The sequence below is a fragment of the Gottschalkia acidurici 9a genome, assembly GCF_000299355.1.
Lineage (GTDB): Bacteria > Bacillota > Clostridia > Tissierellales > Gottschalkiaceae > Gottschalkia > Gottschalkia acidurici.
This window is the reverse complement of sequence record NC_018664.1, coordinates 787,616-804,974: the sequence shown is the minus strand read 5'-3', so window position 1 is coordinate 804,974 and position 17,359 is coordinate 787,616. Positions and strand designations below refer to the sequence as shown.

At 31.2% G+C, this 17,359-nt stretch carries 21 protein-coding genes; 2 read left to right on the top strand and 19 right to left on the bottom strand.

Features of this window, described 5'->3' with window-relative positions:
* Window positions 1-5: 5 nt before the first annotated feature.
* From CURI_RS03635 to CURI_RS03550, 19 genes are all read right to left on the bottom strand, one after another.
* Window positions 6-1,037: an ABC transporter substrate-binding protein gene (locus CURI_RS03635; RefSeq protein WP_014966927.1), complete on the bottom strand. Its 1,032-nt coding sequence runs from the start codon at window positions 1,035-1,037 to the stop codon at window positions 6-8.
* Window positions 1,038-1,072: 35 nt separating this feature from the next.
* Window positions 1,073-1,846: an ABC transporter ATP-binding protein gene (locus CURI_RS03630; protein WP_041701506.1), complete on the bottom strand. Its 774-nt coding sequence runs from the start codon at window positions 1,844-1,846 to the stop codon at window positions 1,073-1,075.
* Window positions 1,847-1,860: 14 nt separating this feature from the next.
* A complete protein-coding gene (locus CURI_RS03625) occupies window positions 1,861-2,688 on the bottom strand; it encodes an ABC transporter permease (RefSeq protein ID WP_014966925.1) in 828 nt (275 codons plus the stop codon).
* A 250-nt stretch (window positions 2,689-2,938) separates the two neighbouring features.
* Complete coding sequence (locus CURI_RS03620) at window positions 2,939-4,075, bottom strand: aryl-sulfate sulfotransferase (RefSeq protein WP_014966924.1); 1,137 nt, start codon at window positions 4,073-4,075, stop codon at window positions 2,939-2,941.
* A gap of 11 nt (window positions 4,076-4,086) precedes the next feature.
* Entirely contained in the window at window positions 4,087-4,878 is a 792-nt protein-coding gene (locus CURI_RS03615) for an ABC transporter ATP-binding protein (RefSeq protein WP_014966923.1), read from the bottom strand.
* An 11-nt stretch (window positions 4,879-4,889) separates the two neighbouring features.
* The gene (locus CURI_RS03610; protein WP_014966922.1) at window positions 4,890-5,726 is read right to left on the bottom strand and encodes an ABC transporter permease; all 837 of its coding nucleotides are present in this window, start codon (window positions 5,724-5,726) and stop codon (window positions 4,890-4,892) included.
* A gap of 70 nt (window positions 5,727-5,796) precedes the next feature.
* Window positions 5,797-6,795: an ABC transporter substrate-binding protein gene (locus CURI_RS03605; protein WP_041701504.1), complete on the bottom strand. Its 999-nt coding sequence runs from the start codon at window positions 6,793-6,795 to the stop codon at window positions 5,797-5,799.
* 29 nt (window positions 6,796-6,824) lie between these two features.
* Window positions 6,825-7,733 carry a methyltransferase gene (locus CURI_RS03600; RefSeq protein WP_014966920.1) on the bottom strand — a complete coding sequence of 303 codons (909 nt, stop codon included), beginning with the start codon at window positions 7,731-7,733 and terminating at the stop codon, window positions 6,825-6,827.
* A 269-nt stretch (window positions 7,734-8,002) separates the two neighbouring features.
* Window positions 8,003-8,170 carry a hypothetical protein gene (locus tag CURI_RS15740; protein WP_187287417.1) on the bottom strand — a complete coding sequence of 56 codons (168 nt, stop codon included), beginning with the start codon at window positions 8,168-8,170 and terminating at the stop codon, window positions 8,003-8,005.
* Between the two features lie 33 nt (window positions 8,171-8,203).
* On the bottom strand, window positions 8,204-8,836 hold the full coding sequence (locus CURI_RS03595; protein WP_014966919.1) for a CatA-like O-acetyltransferase: 633 nt from the start codon (window positions 8,834-8,836) through the stop codon (window positions 8,204-8,206).
* A 193-nt stretch (window positions 8,837-9,029) separates the two neighbouring features.
* Window positions 9,030-9,602, bottom strand: a complete 573-nt coding sequence (pyrE, locus tag CURI_RS03590; RefSeq protein WP_014966918.1) for an orotate phosphoribosyltransferase — start codon at window positions 9,600-9,602, stop codon at window positions 9,030-9,032.
* 44 nt (window positions 9,603-9,646) lie between these two features.
* Window positions 9,647-10,546, bottom strand: a complete 900-nt coding sequence (locus CURI_RS03585) for a dihydroorotate dehydrogenase (RefSeq protein WP_014966917.1) — start codon at window positions 10,544-10,546, stop codon at window positions 9,647-9,649.
* A gap of 18 nt (window positions 10,547-10,564) precedes the next feature.
* Entirely contained in the window at window positions 10,565-11,287 is a 723-nt protein-coding gene (locus CURI_RS03580; protein WP_014966916.1) for a dihydroorotate dehydrogenase electron transfer subunit, read from the bottom strand.
* Window positions 11,277-12,137: an orotidine-5'-phosphate decarboxylase gene (gene pyrF, locus CURI_RS03575; RefSeq protein WP_014966915.1), complete on the bottom strand. Its 861-nt coding sequence runs from the start codon at window positions 12,135-12,137 to the stop codon at window positions 11,277-11,279. Before pyrF ends, CURI_RS03580 begins: the two co-directional genes overlap by 11 nt.
* 25 nt (window positions 12,138-12,162) lie before the next feature.
* Window positions 12,163-13,347: a dihydroorotase gene (locus CURI_RS03570; RefSeq protein ID WP_014966914.1), complete on the bottom strand. Its 1,185-nt coding sequence runs from the start codon at window positions 13,345-13,347 to the stop codon at window positions 12,163-12,165.
* 12 nt (window positions 13,348-13,359) lie between these two features.
* Window positions 13,360-13,791, bottom strand: coding sequence for an aspartate carbamoyltransferase regulatory subunit (locus CURI_RS03565; protein WP_014966913.1), 432 nt, complete (start codon window positions 13,789-13,791; stop codon window positions 13,360-13,362).
* Window positions 13,792-14,715 (bottom strand): aspartate carbamoyltransferase, encoded by a 924-nt coding sequence (gene pyrB, locus CURI_RS03560; RefSeq protein ID WP_014966912.1) that lies wholly within the window; start codon window positions 14,713-14,715, stop codon window positions 13,792-13,794.
* Window positions 14,716-14,959: 244 nt separating this feature from the next.
* Window positions 14,960-15,214: a spore coat protein gene (locus CURI_RS03555; RefSeq protein ID WP_014966911.1), complete on the bottom strand. Its 255-nt coding sequence runs from the start codon at window positions 15,212-15,214 to the stop codon at window positions 14,960-14,962.
* 16 nt (window positions 15,215-15,230) lie between these two features.
* A complete protein-coding gene (locus tag CURI_RS03550) occupies window positions 15,231-15,437 on the bottom strand; it encodes a hypothetical protein (protein ID WP_041701501.1) in 207 nt (68 codons plus the stop codon).
* A 257-nt stretch (window positions 15,438-15,694) separates the two neighbouring features.
* On the opposite strand from CURI_RS03550, the gene CURI_RS03545 reads away from it, so the two are divergent.
* Window positions 15,695-16,708, top strand: a complete 1,014-nt coding sequence (locus tag CURI_RS03545; RefSeq protein WP_014966909.1) for a methionine ABC transporter ATP-binding protein — start codon at window positions 15,695-15,697, stop codon at window positions 16,706-16,708.
* On the top strand, window positions 16,701-17,354 hold the full coding sequence (locus tag CURI_RS03540) for a methionine ABC transporter permease (protein ID WP_014966908.1): 654 nt from the start codon (window positions 16,701-16,703) through the stop codon (window positions 17,352-17,354). The genes CURI_RS03545 and CURI_RS03540 overlap by 8 nt, the downstream gene beginning before the upstream one ends.
* The last annotated feature ends 5 nt before the right edge of the window (window positions 17,355-17,359 follow it).

The following is a 17,359-nucleotide window of genomic DNA, read 5'->3' as shown; positions in this document are numbered from 1 at the left end:
TATTTTTATTTTATAGCTTTTTCATAATAAGAATTATCTGACCATTTTTCAGTATCAAATTTATTTGTAATTAACTCCTGATCTATTAAATACTTTTGTGTTTCGTCAAGTCTTTTAATAGAGTCTTGTGTAATATCTAAAGTAAATATCTCAAATTCAGGACTTTCACTATCATATTGTTTTTTTATAGCCTCTAAGTCTAATCCTGACTTTGTTAAGATTTTATAGCTGTCCTCAGTATTATTTTTAAAATACTCTCTCGCCTTTACAAGTGCTTTTTGTATTGCGACTGGAACTTCTGGATTATCCTTAGCAAATTTATGATCTCCTACAAAAACTGATTGTGCACTAAGTTCAGGATAGTTACGCGTACTATCGAGTTCTTTTGCTATCTTTTTAGTTACAGTTAATTGTAATGCCTGTGTATCTGTTTGTACTAGTGCATCTATATTTCCTGTTATTAGTGCTGATTCTGCATCTGTAGTTACATTTATAAGCTCAACATCATTAGTGGTAAGTCCATTTTTATCTAATATCTCTATTAAAAATTTTTGCATATATGTTCCTTTTGTAAATCCTATCTTCTTACCTTTTAAATCCTTGATAGAACTGATCTTAGAGTCATTTTTAATCACTATTGTAGAATGAATTTTATTATCTGTTATTCCTAATAGATCAATATCAATACCTTTTGACTTCAAAACTACTCCTGGAAAATCTGCATATATAGCAAAATCTATTTGCTTTCCTGCTAAAGCTTCATTTACAGCTGGACCTGCTGCCGCAAATGGAACATACTCTATTTTGTATCCTACTTTTTTTAATTCTTCATCGAAAAACTTTTTCTCTTGTGCAATCCCAGCTACTCCTCCTAAAAAATTTTGAGATCCCGGGAAGCCGAGTCTTACCAATTTTTCTCCTTTGACTTCTGTCGATGCCTTTGTAGTTTCCTTAGAAGCTTCTTGCTTTTTTTCACATGCTGTTATTGAAATCCCTATTAATACTACTAAAATAAAACTTAAAAAATTTTTTATCACAGCTATTCCCCCTTTTACTCCGTCTATTTTAATTTTTAAATATTATATTCCGGCAATATTTCTACTTCTTTAAAGAAGTGTGAGTATACTTTTTTCTTTAGTTGTGAAAATTCCGTGCTTGATCTACTTCTAGGTCTTGAAATTTTTACAGATAGAATCTCTTCAATTTGTCCCGTTTTAGCAGACATTATAACTACTCTATCTCCTAGAAATATTGCTTCGTCAATATCATGAGTTACCATTATCATTGTCGTTTTCTCTTTTTCCCATATATTTAGAACTTCTTGTTGCATTTGAATTCTTGTTAATGCATCTAATGCCCCAAACGGTTCATCTAGTAGAAGTATCTTAGGTTTGTTTACTAATGCCCTTGCAATAGCCGCGCGCTGAGCCATTCCACCAGATATTTGATGAGGATATGCATCCTTAAAATCTTCTAGTCCTACTAGTTCTAAATACTCTAGCGTGAGTTTTTCTTTATCTTCTTTTGAAAGATCCTTTAATCCTAGCGATACATTTTCTTTCACTGTTAGCCAAGGAAATAGCCTGTGTTCTTGAAAAACCATTCCTCTATCAGTATCAGGTTCACTAATAGCTTCTTTATCAATAGTTACTTCTCCAGAATCATAATCTAAAAGTCCTGCAATTATTTTAAGCAAAGTACTTTTACCACACCCGCTATGCCCAACTATACTTATAAACTCACCTTGTTTTACATCAAGATTTATATCATTTAGTATATTCCTTTTTTCTTTGTTCACATTAAATGACTTGTTTAAACTTTTGACAACTAAATTGTTTGCACCCATTTGTCCCATCCCCCTTACTTTGTTTGTGACCACGGAGTAATATGTCTTGAAATTACTCCTAGTATTAGATCCATTAGTACTCCTATAAATCCTATTACTAACATTCCCACCATGACCACTTCGGGTTGCATTAAGCTACGGGCATCATTTATTCTATACCCTATACCTGAACTGGATGATATTAACTCTGCTGCAACTACAATCATCCATGAAAATCCTAATGCTAATTTAAGTCCTACAAATATTGAAGGAATAGCTGATGGTAGATAAATCTTTCTAAATAGTTCCCATCTACTTAATCTAAACATTCTACCAACTTCAATATATCCTTTCGGAATTTGTTGTATTCCACTTATAGTGTTCACAAGTACTGGAAAGAATGCTCCTAGCACTATAATAGTTATTTTTGAAGCTTCACCAATACCTACCCATAATATTATTAATGGAATCCAAGCCATCATTGGTATTTGTCTTATTCCTTTAAGTGATAAAGTAAAAAAGCGATTAATTTTTGCTGATATCCCCATCAGTACTCCAAGAGTTATTCCTAGTATAGATGCAATGAGAAATCCTTTAATAACTCTAAATAGACTTATACTTATATCATCAATTAACTGTCCAGATTTCAATTGAGCTATAAAAGACTTTGCTACTGTTGGAATTGAAGGAAGTATGGCTGATGGAAATAGCTCTTTTGTTGTTAATAGCCACCAAACCACTAAAATGATTATGGGAAGAGCAATATAGTTGATAAACTCACCATATTTTTTTATTGTTTTAGTTTTACCTCCTTCTCCATTCTTTTCTTTTTTCTTCGGAGACAATATTACTTCTGTTTGCATAGTTTTAACCCCCTAGTATTGATATTATTTCAAATCTTAAAACAATTTCTAAAGGAATATTACTATAGTTTTATGTGTATGTTAGTTTCACCTTTTATATTCCTACTATTCCAGTATGTTTTGTTTGTATTATTATATTGTAAACACATCTATTTTGTCAACATTGTTTTACGGATTATCCTTATTTTAGATTTAAGATATAAAATAAGGATACATTATAGAGTAGGTTCTATAATATATCCTTATCTTTCTACTTTAAGATTTGTGGTAATTCTGACGGCGCATATCGATATGATCTGAAAACTTGATTATTTAGAAAATTCTTTTCTATCCTACCTTCTTGATACTCTACAAAGTATGGATTTATATATTCCCAAACAACTTCTCCTGACTTGGTGACTTCAAAGAATCTTCCTTTAAAACCTTCAGTTATTAGCGTATTTCCATTTGGCAATCGTCTAGCTCCTGAGACATATGGACTAAAGAAGTTTGTTTTAGGGTTATCTTGATATTCCCAAACAATTTTTGATGTTTTAGGATCTACTTCTATCACTCTTGAATATATAGATGGATCAGCTTTTCTCTGAGAACCATTGTCGAATATAAGAATATTTCCATTATCTAGCCATGTTGGAGCATGTTGCTGTGAAACCACATCATGTCCAAGTTTCCATATAACTTTTCCAGTTTCTTTACTAATAATAACTACTGTACTTATGTTTCTAAAGCTTACTAAAATATCTCCACTTGGTATTACCTCTATACTATTTCCCATTGGCCAATGATCTCTGCAATCTTGATCTGTTATAGGATGATCTAATAACTCATCTACATGTTCCCAAGAGTGCCAATCCCACACAATCTCTCCTTTAGGATTTATCTCTATAATCCTATCAGTCCAAAACCCACTTTCTCCCTCACTTCCGGGAATTCCACCTTTTATCTTGTCAACTATGCCCTCTGGTGCTTTTTCAATAGATAATAAAATTGTATTACCATTTTTAAGCCTACGAGCATCATGACTATGATTTGTATTTTTATACTCCCATACAACTTCACTATTCCAGTTGACTTCAACTAAAGCTCCACCTTTATACAGTGGCCAAAATGGAAAGCGTCTATCATCACTATCTGGAAGCGTCCAAGCATTATAAAAAAGATTTCCATTTTCTAAAATATATCCGTACTGTCCCGGTGGATATGGTAAATGCCACTTGTGAACAATATTTCCCTCCATATCTATTAAATATACTGTTCCATCACTAGCAATAGGTGTAAAAAGAGTATATCCATTAAAAGCCTTTTCCTTATCATAAGCGATGAGTCCAGTTTTTAAACGCCTTTGTGTTTGCTGATCTACCTTTATATTTTTTTCATTTAATAACATAATAATCCCCCTTATATTTCATACTCTATAGTTGGTTCTATTGTTTTAAAGAATTTCTCATAAACGGCCTTTCTTATACTTACATAATTTAAACTACTACTATCTCTAGGTCTTGTAAGCTTAATATCTACTATTTTTTTAATAGTTCCTGGTCTATTTGACATCATAACTACCCTATCTCCAAGGTTAATAGCTTCATCAATATCATGTGTAACCATTATCATAGTAGTTTTTTCTTTTTCCCATATTCTAAGAATCTCCTGTTGCATACTAATACGAGTCATAGCATCTAGTGCTCCAAATGGTTCATCTAACAAAAGTAATTTCGGCTTATTCACTAATGCTCTTGCTATACTTACTCTTTGTTGCATTCCTCCTGACAATTGATAAGGATATGCTTTTTGGAATCCATTTAATCCAACTAACTCTATATGATGTTCTATTATATCTTTTCTGTCTTTTTTACTTACATTGCCTCTTAGTCCAAAGCTTATATTACCTTCAACAGTAAGCCATGGAAAAAGTCTTGCCTCTTGAAACACTACACCCCTCTCAACATTTGGTCCATTGATAGGTTTATCTCCTAAAAGCATTTGCCCTTCATAGTCTCTTTCTAGCCCTAATATTAACTTAAGAAGAGTACTCTTTCCACATCCACTTGCACCTATAATTGAAATGAACTCCCCCTGTTTAACAGTAAGATTAATATTTTCAAGGGCAAGTATATTGTCACTTTCAACTTTGAAATACTTACTTAAATTACTTATTTTTAATGTTAAGTCTAACTTTTTATTATTATCCATAACACTTACCCCTAACTTTTTATATTAACATTCCACTTTAAGATCTTAGATTCTATATGTCCAATAATTTTTTCAATTAGAAATCCTACAAGTCCTATTGAAAACACTCCGGCAAACATTTGATTAGGCTGCATAATTTCTCTTGAATACATTATTTGATACCCTATTCCTGATTCAGCCGCAACAAGCTCGGCTGCAACTACACACATCCACGCTATTCCAATACCGACTCTAATTCCTGTAAATATAGATGGGAGTGCTGAAGGTAACACTACTTTGAATAAAGTATTAATTTTACTTTTTTCAAGTACTATTGCAACTTGAAGATACTTTTTATCTACAGACTTTATACCATCTATCGTATTAATTAATACTGGCCAGAAGCTACCTATTGCAATCACAGCAATTTTAGAACCTTCATCAATTCCCATCCAAAGTATCAGGACGGGTATCCAAGCAATAATTGGAATTGGCCTTAAAAAACTTATTGTAAAGCTTAATGCTTCCTCTACCTTCTTAAACAATGCTATAACTATTCCAAATATTAGCCCTAATATCGATCCAATTAGAAATCCCTCTAAAACTCTAAATAAACTTATTCTGAGATGCCTTGTAAGTTCACCAGATTTTATCATAGCTATAAGTGTATTAAAAATACTAGAAGGCGAAGGTAATATTATTACTTTTACATATCCCAATTTTACAGCTATTTCCCATGCTATTAATATTACTAAAGGAGTCAGTATGGCTGGCAATAATCTATTCAGTAAAGTATATTTTCTAAAAAACTTCTTAGATAACTTACTTTTTATTTTATATGTTTGTAACGCGGTGTTATTTTGAGCCAACTTAAATTCCCCTTTCAAATCTAATAGTTTAAACTTTTAATATTTATCTTTATTATTTTTAAACTATTGATCAACTTAGTATATATCCTACTTTAAAAAACTCTCTGTTAAATACAGACTCTATTTCTATTTTTCTATCTACAATCTTAGATTTCTCTAAAAAAACAAGTGTTGAATTAAATTCTTTAATATCATCTTCTGATAGAGTTACCCCTGGTTTTTTATTTGCACTAATCTTAACTAAAAGCTCTTCAGGAACTTTAGCTTCATTTGCTATAATTTTAGCTGCTTCTTCCTTATTCTCGTCAATCCATATAGTTGTATCGTTATATACCTTCAAAATTCTAGAAGTAATTTCAGGATACTTTTCACTAAAATCGTTTGAGACAGTAAGTGTAACTACTGATCTTTTATATCCAGTACCATCAAAAAGTAACTTTCCAGCATTCTTAGATTCTGCAAGTGAAATAAATGGTTCTATAGAAATAATTGCATCTACATCATTTGTAATTAATGCATTTACACCGTCTCCTGGTTTTAAATTAACCATTTTTACATCACTCTCTTCTAATCCCGCTTTATCCAGATATAAAGATAGTAAGTGTTGATTTACTGTTCCTATTCCTAACCCTATTTTCTTTCCTTTTAGATCTTTTAAATCCTTTATATTTGACTTTTCTGAAACAACTAAGCCTTGATTTTTTACTCCACCATCAATTGCTCCAACTATACTAATCGGAACCCCTTTTGCTATTCCGTTTAATATAGGTTGGTCTCCTGTTAGTGAAATGTCTATCCTTCCGGCTGTAAAGCCCTCTACTATAGGGGCACCTGAGTCAAATATTGAATATTCTATCTTTATATCATCCTTTTCAAATTCTTTTTCAAAGAATTTCTGTTCTTTTGCAACTAAATTTACGGCTTCCGCATTTAGTCTAGCAATTTTAATTACTTGTGGTTTTTTTATCTCAGCTTTTTCAAATGAAACTAGATCGGTTTTACTCTTACATGCTACTAAAAGACTTCCAAATACTATTGTAACTAAGGTTAATGCGACTATTTTTTTCATGATAAAATACTCCACTTCCCTTCTATTTTTTACTTCATACCTCCATAAATAGCATAATTAAAGTATTTGAAGATTATATCTACGTTTTTAAATCCTATATTCTCCAGCCAATGAATTTGATCTATTAATTTTGAAGGATTATCTTCTTCATAATATTTTCTCATTAACTTATTATCTATTTCTTCATTACTTATAGATTTATACATAAATTCTTTCCACTGAGAAATATATAAGTTCTGTATTATATCACTACTTCCCAGAACAAGATCTAAATTATAAAATACACCTTCATCATATAGAAAATCATATATTTTCTTATAGAAATTCTTTTTATCATTGTCTGTAGACAAGTGGTGAAGTGAAAGTGATGATATAACTACATCATATTTTTCTTTAAAACTATATGAGTAAAAGTCTTCTATTTCATACTTCACATCACTATATCCCTTTAATTTTAACTTAGCCACTCCAATCATATTTTTAGAAATATCAAGACAAGTTATTTTGGAATTTTTAAATCTGTCTTTTATCGCCTTAGATACGTTTCCTGTTCCAGCTCCAATATCTATAACATTTATGCTAGTATCTTTATCAAATGGTATTACAGATATCATAGCGTTTATCATCTGTTCATAGCATGGTATTAATTTTAGTATTCTACTATCATACTCCTTGGCTTCCTCTTCAAAATTTTTCTTAATTCTTGTAATAATATCACTTCCATCACTATTTAAGTTGTAACTAAATAACTTATCTATAGACACTTCAAAAATAGCTGCTAAGCTTGGTAATAAAGTAATATCGGGATAAGATAATCCATTTTCCCACTTTGATACTGCTGCAATAGATACTCCTACGCATTCTGCTAGCTGACTTTGCGTAAGTTTTTTTGACTTTCTTAATTTTTGGATCATATCACTTATTTTTAATTCTCTCATTTAGGTGCACCTTTCTGATAAAATATTGATATATTCCATATGTAAAGTATATATACATACCCATTGCAAAACAATGGAGTGGTAGTTGACTTCTGTATCCATATTAAACCTATGGTTGAAGTCGGTTTTTATGTCTATCCTTACATGTGGATACCTTTTATTTATTGTTTTATAATATACAAATAATTGTTAAAAGTAATTATATACTATATAGATTATAAATCTATACTTTTTAGAACTCTTTAGATAAACATAACAAAAAAGATGTTTCATTTTAGAAACATCTTAATACGTCTAATAACTAACTCTTTTTCTGGAGAGAAAATACTCAAATAACTATAATCTTCTAAGTTTCGAGAAATTCTTTCTTCGTATTGTTCCAAATGCTCTTCAACATAATTTATAAAACTTCTTTTCTCAAGTTCATTCTCAAACAATAGAACTACTTCCATATAATTTTGAAGTCTTATTTACGCATTCATTTCTTTTTGGAACTGCTCAAAAAACATAGCTACATGATAGCCATCTACTGTAGCGTGATGAACCTTAATAGTGACAGGCAACAATAACTTTGAATCAATTTCTTCGTATTTTCCAGTTGTAATCATTGGCTTTAAATTGTCATCTATTTTACTCGTATTTGATGAAAATTGCTCAAAGTGAGTCCAAGGAATAGAAGAAATATTAAATACATTACTAGGGATTTCTACCATTGGTGAAATACCAGTTGATGATGAGTAAGTTTGGACTGTTTTCTTAAATTGTTTATCGAATGTTTGATAATCTGGCATATCATCGAGCCACAATGTATAGAACATCTTAGTCTCTTGATTAAAGTTTGTAAATGTAGGAATAATTTTATCCCATTCAATTAATTGACCATTTAATATATCATATTTAAAGTTTTGAATTGTATTCACTGCCTTTGTTAAATTAAAAATTGAATAAGAATAAAAGCTCAAAGCTTCCCCTTTACACTTTTTGACTGCTTTTGTTACATCAATTTTTACAGTCATCTCAAAGGTAGTACCTACTGCCATGAAATATTCATAATATTCCGAACGTGAGAATTTTTTTAAATCAACTACTTTATACTCTTCCATATTTTCAACTCCTATTAATAATAATTTTCTCCAGTATAGAGTATTATACATGAATTGTTTTATGATATAAAACATAATTATTGAAATTAATTATATACTATGCAAATTATAAATCTATACTTTCTAGAACTCTTTTAGTAAATAAAAAAAGTTCTTACATTAACCGTTGTAAGAACTTTTTGTTAGTATTTACCTATGCTTTTATTTGTCTGCTTCCTGGTTTTACTACTTCTATTTTTCCTTCTTTACATAGAGGACAGTCTTCTTTATCGAAGCTTTCTATGTTTAGTTGAATACAGCTGTATATTGGATAGTCTATGTTTGAGCTTTGTCTATCTACTAAACAAGCTATTCCTACTACTTCTCCGCCTGCTTCTTCTATTACTTTTATAGTTTCAAGAGATGATTTTCCTGTAGTTACAACATCTTCTGCTATTATAACTTTTTGTCCAGGTTCCACTTTGAACCCTCTTCTTAAAGTCATTTCTCCATTTTCTCTTTCAGTGAATATAGCTGGTTTTCCAAGTTGTCTTCCTAGTTCATAAGATACTACTACTCCACCCATAGCTGGTCCTACCACTAGATCTATACCTAGGTCTTTTATTTTTTCTACTGCTATTTTAAGTACTTCCGCCGCTTTATCCGGATATTGTAATAACTTCGCACATTGAACGTATCTATTGCTGTGCTTTCCTGATGATAGTAAAAAATGTCCCTCTAATAATGCTTCTACCTCTTTAAATATTTCTATTACTTTATCGCTCATTTATATTCTCCTCCCAGTATATATTTCTCACTTTGGTTCTCTGTTTATCTAGCTATTCCCTTAATTTCATCTAATGATTTTATTCCTTCTTCTATCATGAACTTCTCTATTCCATCTATTATCTCTATTGCAACATCTGGTCTTGCAAAGTTTGCACTTCCTACTTGTATAGCATCAGCACCTGCCATTATGAACTCTACAGCATCTTGCCAATTCATTATTCCACCCATTCCTATTATAGGAACATCCACTGCTCCTGCTACTTCATAAACCATTCTTAGTGCTATTGGCTTTATACATGGTCCTGAAAGTCCTGCAAATACATTGTTAAATACAGGTTTTCTTTTTCTTATATCTATAGCTATAGCTTTAAAAGTATTTACTAGTGAAAGTCCATCTGCTCCACCTTCTACACATTTTACTGCCATATCTACTATATCTTCTGCATTTGGTGAAAGCTTTACTATTACTGGCTTTTCAGCTACTTCTTTTACTTTTTTAACTACATCATATGCTACGTTGGACTGTATACCAAATGCCATACCACCTGATTTAACGTTTGGACATGATATGTTTAACTCTATAAGTTCTATATCTGTTTTATTTAATTTTTCTATACCTGCTAAATAATCTTCTATAGTTCCTCCACCTAAGTTAGCTAGAGTTACTGTCCCTAATTTTTTCATCTTAGGATATTCTCTGTTTATAAATTCATCTATTCCTGGATTTTGAAGTCCTATGCTGTTTATAAGCCCTCCAGTTACTTCATGAATTCTAATTCCGTCATTACCTGCTTTAGGGTTTATAGTAAGACCTTTTGTAGATATCCCTCCAAGCTTAGATACATCATAGTACTCGTTATATTCCTCTCCAAATCCAAAAGTCCCAGAAGCCGTAATCACAGGATTTTTAAGTTCTACTCCACAGATATTTACCTTAAGCATCTACAAACACATCCTTTCCTAAGAAAACTGGGCCTTCTTTACATACTCTTTTTTACCTTCTTTAGTATCACAAGTACAACCTAAACAAGCTCCAACTCCACAAGCCATATGACTCTCTAGTGAAACATAGCTTAAAGTTCCTACTTCATCACACATTTTCGCTACTCTTTCCATCATAGGTGTTGGTCCACATGATAATACTACATCATATTTTTTAGGATCGAATACATCTATTACAAGTCCTTTATGTCCCACACAACCTGAGTCTGTACAAATGCTAACTTCTTTTACATAATCTTTTACATAGTCTAGTGAATATACTTCATCTCTAAATCCTGCATAAAAATCTACTTCTACACCTTTTTCTTTAAGTTTTTTAGCAGTCATATACATTGGTGCTATCCCTATTCCACCAGTTACTATTGCCACTTTTCCACTTATATTCTCAATATAAAATCCATTTCCAACTGGTCCTAGCAATTCTATATAGTCTCCATTTTCAAGTTCACTAAAGATTCTAGTTCCTTCACCCCTAACCTCATAAAGAAACTCTATTCCGCTTTCATTTGCATCATGGATACTTATTGGTCTTGAAAGAAAGGGCTCTATTCCCCATGCTCTTAACATATAAAATTGTCCTGCTTTGTCTTTTGAATAGTCGCCTTCTATAGTCATTTTAAATATATTTTTAGCTATTTCTATATTCTCTATAACTCTTGCTTTTGTATATTTAGATGACATTTCTAATTGCCTCCCTCATGCTTATAGCTTCTTCTCTTGCATATATATCGAATTTTTCTGCTCCATCTTCATGCTTTTTATATGCTAATAGTATCCCTCTAGATGAATTTACTACTCCACCATTTCCATCTTTTAAAAGTGCTTTTACGTCTTCTGCTGCTCCACCTTGCGCTCCATATCCTGGTATTAAGAAAAACATTCTATCTAATGTATTTCTTATTTCCACAGCTTCTTCTCTATGAGTACATCCTACTACTCCACCAATTGAACTATATCCACAGTTTCCTAGATATTTGTCCCCAAGTTGTTGAATCTTCTTTCCAACCACGTTAAATATTCTTTCTCCGTTCTCATCTTTTATATACTGTATATCTTTTGCACCTTGATTTGATGTTCTGATTAGGGGAAATAGCCCCTTTTCATTGTTTTTTACATACTCTAAATATGGCTCTATACTGTCTATTCCCATGTATGGACTAAGTGTTATAAAGTCACTTTCAAAGTCTCCTTCAAAGTGCCCTTTAGCATACATTTCTGCTGTTTTAGATATGTCTCCACGTTTTATATCCGCTATTATAATAGTTTCTTTAGATCTTAAGTATTCTAGTGTTTTTTTGTAAGCTATTATTCCCTCTAGTCCATAAGCTTCATAGTATGCTATTTGAACTTTGAAACAAGATGATGCATCTAGTGTTGCATCTATTATTTTTCTGTTATATTCAAATATCGCATCTGATATTGAGTTGAATTTTTTAAAAAGACCTTCTGGTATATAACTTATATCAGTATCTAGCCCTACACATACGTGTCCCTTCTTTTCTACTGCTTCAAATAATTTATCTATAATCATAAGTTGTAAATCCTCCTCTTTTAGTTTATCTCGAATATAGCACTTTCCCTTTTACTATAGTCTTTTCTACACTTCCGAAAAACTCCATATCTTTAAATACTGTGTTTCTACCCTTTGATGCAAATTCTTCTGGATTTACCTTTATTTTTTTATCTATATCTACTAAAACTAAATCTCCATCTAACCCTATTTTTATCTCGCCTTTATTTACTTTCATAAGTTTAGCTGGGTTTTTACTCATTAATTCTGATAATTTATTTAAACCTATATGTCCCTCTTTTACTAATTTAGTAAGACATACTGAAAATGCAGTTTCTAGTCCAACCATACCTGGTGCTCCATTTTTCTTGTCTTCTTCTGAATGTGGAGCATGATCTGTTGCTATCATATCTACCCAGTTATTTTTTATACAATCTATCAAAAATTCTACATCCTCTTTTTCTCTTAGTGGTGGATTTACTCTGTATTCTACTTCATTTGTTAATGCTATATGATGTGGGGCTACTTCGCAGGTTACATTTGCACCACTTCTTTTAGCTTCTATTATATATTTCATAGCTTCTATTGTACTTACATGAGCCATATGAAGTCTTGCCCCTGTATACTTCGCTAGCTCTATGTCTCTAGATGTAATGATATTTTCTGATAATCTTGTACAGAATGGTGTTATGTCTTCGTCCTCTGCATGTGATATATTCACTAAATCTTTTTCTTTTGATTTTATCATTATATCTAGCATTACTTTATTGTTTTTAACACCCTTACCATCATCTGATATGAACTTTACATAGTCTGGTATATTATCTAAATGACTTATATCTTCTCCATCAAAATCTCTTGTCATAGATACTGTTTGGTGTATGTCTATAAGACCTACTTCTTCAGATGTTTTTAATACATAGTCTACTGTTTCTTTTGTACTGCATATTGGATTTGTGTTTCCCATTAAATTAACTGTTGTATATCCACCTCTTAGTGCTGACAAACTTCCAGTTCTTATATCTTCTTTATATTCATATCCCGGTTCCCTAAAGTGTACATGTAAGTCTATAAACGAGGGCATTAATATTAGCCCTTTAGCATCTACTACTTCACAGTTTATATTTATATCTTTACCTATTTTATCTATAATTCCATCTTTTATATATACATCACCCTTAAAATCTTGAGATGAATCTATTATTCTAGCATTCTTTATAAGTAAGTCCATTTTAAATCCCCCTTATAATTCTGGAAAAGTATATATTTCATCGCAATACTGACATCTATATTGTCCCCTTTCCTCGTCTACTAAGAAAAAAGTATGTGTTATATATTTTTCAACTGAAGTTATACATCTAGGATTCTTACACTTTATAACATCATCTACTCTTTCAGGTATCTTCAATTTTATCTTTTCTTTTATGACTTCGTCTTCTATTATGTTTATAGTAAGATTAGGATCTATAAGTCCTAATACTGTAAAATCCATATCCATAACATTTTCAATTTTTATTATATCTTTTTTATCTCTTTTATCACTAACGGCATTCTTTATAAGTGCTACTGTAAAATCTACTTTATCCAGTCCTAAATAATTATATATTTTTATACCGTATCCAGCTTTTATATGATCTATTACTATACCCTTCTTTATACTATTTATAGAAACCAATTAGCACACCCCCAGTAACTTTACCATTAGTGCCATTCTCACATACATACCAAGTTTCGCTTGTTTGAAATAGTATGCTCTAGGATCATTATCTATTTCGTATGATATCTCATTAACTCTCGGTAATGGATGAAGTACTATCATGTCATCCTTCGCCTTAGCCATTTTTTCACTATCTAGTATATAGCTATCCTTAAGTCTTACGTAGTCCTCTTCGTTAAAAAATCTTTCTTTTTGAACTCTAGTCATGTATAGTATGTCCAATTTGTTTATGCTATCTTCTAAGCTTTCCACTTCTTCAAATTCTATATTATTTTTTCTTAACACTTCGCTTTTTATATATTCTGGTATTTTAAGTTCATTTGGTGAAATTAGTATAAACTTTATATTTTCATATCGAGACATAGCTTTTATAAGTGAATGTACAGTTCTTCCAAATCTTAAGTCACCACAAAGTCCTATAGTTAGGTTATTGCAAGATCCTTTTATGGTTCTTATAGTTAGAAGGTCTGTAAGTGTTTGTGTAGGATGCTGATGTCCACCATCTCCAGCATTTATTACAGGTATGTTTGAATAAAATGATGCTACTTTTGGAGCTCCTTCTTTAGGATGTCTTATAGCAGCTATATCTGCATAGCAACTTACTGTTCTTATAGTATCTGCTATACTTTCTCCCTTAGACACTGAACTTGAGTTTGCATCTGAAAACCCAATTATATTTCCTCCTAGTCTTAACATAGCTGATTCAAAACTAAGTCTCGTCCTTGTACTAGGCTCATAAAAAAGAGTTGCCAATATCTTTCCCTTACAAATATCAGTATATTTTTCTGGGTTCTTTATGATATCATCTGCAACTTCAAATATTTCTTCTAGTTCTTCTATTGTAAAATCCATAGGTTCTATAAGATGTCTTCCTTTTATCATATTGTTTTCCTCCTTTTAAGTCTCACTGGACTGTTTTAAAAGGTATAAAAAAAGCCTTCCCTAGTTACAGGAAGGCTCTATCGTATACAACTATACACAGAAGTGCTAGTAGTATTAGTTTTAGATACTTAATTAAACAACCGATATATCTTCCTTCCTGACCTCTCTGGATCAGAATTAAAGGTTCTTTTTAAGTATCTTATCATAAGTATTTTTAAAAATCAATACCTTAAATTAATTCTTATTATCCTTGTAATAAGCTAGTTTTAGCTTGTTGTAACTCTTGCTGACTAGCTGCTTGTGGAGCTTGATAATATCCTTTTTGTTCAGCTATTTGATATAGTTGATATTGGAACTGTTCTGCTCCATCTCTTAATTGTTGTAATGTATTTCTAAGTTGCATATTTGATGTTTCCATTATAGCCATATTGTATATTCCTAAACTAGATTTTGTAGTCGATAATGCATCTATTAAGATGTCTTTTTCTTGCATACTCATATTCTAAAACCTCCTATTATAATGATTGAATTAAGTTTTGAGCAGTAGTGCTCGCTTCTTGTGAAGCTTGTTGAAAAATTTGTTTTAACTGAGCATCTTGGCATTGATTAGCGTAGTCACCTAATTTTTTAGATATTAATTGATGTGATGATACTATGTCTTGCACAGTTAGTAGTTCTTTTTGATTGATTTGACTTAAACTTACTGGATTTTTTAAACTCATGTTTATCCTCCTTAGTGTTGATATATTTTCTTCTTTTAGTATTATGTCCCACTTATTTTTATTTATAACCATTCTTTTTATTTTTATGCTTTAATAGCGTATTTTTACATTAATCCATGTATTCATATATGAATTGTATGTTTTTTAGATAAATCACCTTGACAATTTACTGGTATCACCTTAAAATAAATAGATACAAAGCTTTTATCTCTTCTTAGTGAAGAGGTTTTTTAGTACAAGGAGTTGGTGAACTTATAATGATAACTATAAAGGATCTAAATAAAGTTTATAAATCTAATAACACTACACTAGAAGCTTTAAAAAATATAAATCTAGAGATATCTAAAGGTGAAATTTTTGGAGTTATAGGTCTAAGTGGTGCTGGAAAGTCTACACTCATTAGAACTTTAAATAGATTAGAAGAGCCTACTAGTGGTTCTATAATAATAGATGGAATTGATATAACTGAGTTAAACAAAAGTCAGCTAAGAAATCTTAGAAAAGAAGTTGGAATGATATTTCAACATTTCAACCTTTTGAGTTCTAGAACTGTGTTTGATAACATAGCTTTTCCATTGGAAATATTGGGGTTAAATAAAAAGGCAATAAAAGAAAGAGTTGTAGAGCTACTATCATTAGTAGGTTTGTCGGACAAGTCTAGTTCATATCCTTCACAATTAAGTGGTGGACAGAAGCAAAGAGTTGCTATAGCTAGAGCTTTGGCTAGCAATCCTAAGGTTTTACTATGTGATGAAGCTACTTCAGCACTTGATCCTCAAACTACTAAATCTATATTAAATCTTCTTAAAGAAATACAAGATAAGTTTAAACTTACTATAGTTTTAATAACTCATCAAATGGAAGTTATTCGTGAGATATGTAATAGAGTCGCTATTATAGAAAATGGTAAAATCATAGAGCTAGATACTGTAGAAGAAGTGTTTTCTAGACCTAAAACAGCTACTGCTAAAGCTTTTATCTCTCATATAGAGCCAAGCAGTAAAAGTGAATTAGTATTCCCTGAGATACCTGGCTCCAAAGTTGTTAAACTTAGTTACTTAGGTGAATCTGCAAAAGAACCTATATTGTCTAACTTAATTAGAAACTTTGAGGTAGATATTAATATAATTGATGGAGATATAAATGAACTCATGAGCACTTGTATAGGAAATTTAACTATACAAATTACTGGTGATGATAATAAAGTTCATGAAGCATTGAGTTGGCTAGAAAGCCATGATATTTCGCTGGAGGTGATATGGAATGGATAGTTTACTAGAATTACTATTACCTTCACTTTGGGAAACTTTATATATGGTATCCGTTTCAACTATTGTATCAGTATTATTAGGGCTACCCCTAGGTATATTGTTAATCATTACTGAAAAAGATGGTTTGTGGGAAAAACCTATTTTAAATTCTATATTAGGTACTGTAGTAAATATAAGTAGATCTTTCCCATTTTTAATACTTATGATACTGCTGTTTCCATTAGCACGTCTTATAGTGGGAACTACTATAGGAACTACAGCAACTATAGTTCCACTATCTATTGCTGCTGCACCTTTTGTTGCTAGAGTTATTGAAAGTTCTCTAAGAGAAGTTGATGGTGGAATAGTCGAAGCTGCTTTAGCTATGGGCTCTACAAATTTGGAAATAATATTTAAAGTGTTGATTCCTGAGGCTATGCCTTCAATAGTTTCTAATATAACTCTTACTATTATAAACTTAATTGGATATTCTGCTATGGCTGGTACTATAGGAGGAGGCGGTCTTGGAGACTTAGCAATGAGATATGGATATCATAGGTTTGATCCAAATATAATGGCTGCATCTGTTATACTCATAATAGTTCTAGTCCAAGTAGTTCAGTTTATAGGCAATCAAGTAGTTTTTGCCATTAACAAAAGAAGATAAATTTT

Excerpts from the sequence above, each read along its gene's own strand:
- CURI_RS03630 (WP_041701506.1), bottom strand. The coding sequence starts at position 1,846 with ATGGGTGCAAACAATTTAGTTGTCAAAAGTTTAAACAAGTCATTTAAT.
- CURI_RS03625 (WP_014966925.1), bottom strand. The coding sequence starts at position 2,688 with ATGCAAACAGAAGTAATATTGTCTCCGAAGAAAAAAGAAAAGAATGGA.
- CURI_RS03620 (WP_014966924.1), bottom strand. The coding sequence starts at position 4,075 with ATGTTATTAAATGAAAAAAATATAAAGGTAGATCAGCAAACACAAAGG.
- CURI_RS03615 (WP_014966923.1), bottom strand. The coding sequence starts at position 4,878 with ATGGATAATAATAAAAAGTTAGACTTAACATTAAAAATAAGTAATTTA.
- CURI_RS03605 (WP_041701504.1), bottom strand. The coding sequence starts at position 6,795 with ATGAAAAAAATAGTCGCATTAACCTTAGTTACAATAGTATTTGGAAGT.
- CURI_RS03600 (WP_014966920.1), bottom strand. The coding sequence starts at position 7,733 with ATGAGAGAATTAAAAATAAGTGATATGATCCAAAAATTAAGAAAGTCA.
- CURI_RS03595 (WP_014966919.1), bottom strand. The coding sequence starts at position 8,836 with ATGGAAGAGTATAAAGTAGTTGATTTAAAAAAATTCTCACGTTCGGAA.
- pyrE (WP_014966918.1), bottom strand. The coding sequence starts at position 9,602 with ATGAGCGATAAAGTAATAGAAATATTTAAAGAGGTAGAAGCATTATTA.
- CURI_RS03585 (WP_014966917.1), bottom strand. The coding sequence starts at position 10,546 with ATGCTTAAGGTAAATATCTGTGGAGTAGAACTTAAAAATCCTGTGATT.
- CURI_RS03580 (WP_014966916.1), bottom strand. The coding sequence starts at position 11,287 with ATGTCATCTAAATATACAAAAGCAAGAGTTATAGAGAATATAGAAATA.
- pyrF (WP_014966915.1), bottom strand. The coding sequence starts at position 12,137 with ATGATTATAGATAAATTATTTGAAGCAGTAGAAAAGAAGGGACACGTA.
- CURI_RS03570 (WP_014966914.1), bottom strand. The coding sequence starts at position 13,347 with ATGGACTTACTTATAAAGAATGCTAGAATAATAGATTCATCTCAAGAT.
- pyrB (WP_014966912.1), bottom strand. The coding sequence starts at position 14,715 with ATGATAAAAGGAAGACATCTTATAGAACCTATGGATTTTACAATAGAA.
- CURI_RS03555 (WP_014966911.1), bottom strand. The coding sequence starts at position 15,214 with ATGAGTATGCAAGAAAAAGACATCTTAATAGATGCATTATCGACTACA.
- CURI_RS03550 (WP_041701501.1), bottom strand. The coding sequence starts at position 15,437 with ATGAGTTTAAAAAATCCAGTAAGTTTAAGTCAAATCAATCAAAAAGAA.
- CURI_RS03545 (WP_014966909.1), top strand. The coding sequence starts at position 15,695 with ATGATAACTATAAAGGATCTAAATAAAGTTTATAAATCTAATAACACT.
- CURI_RS03540 (WP_014966908.1), top strand. The coding sequence starts at position 16,701 with ATGGATAGTTTACTAGAATTACTATTACCTTCACTTTGGGAAACTTTA.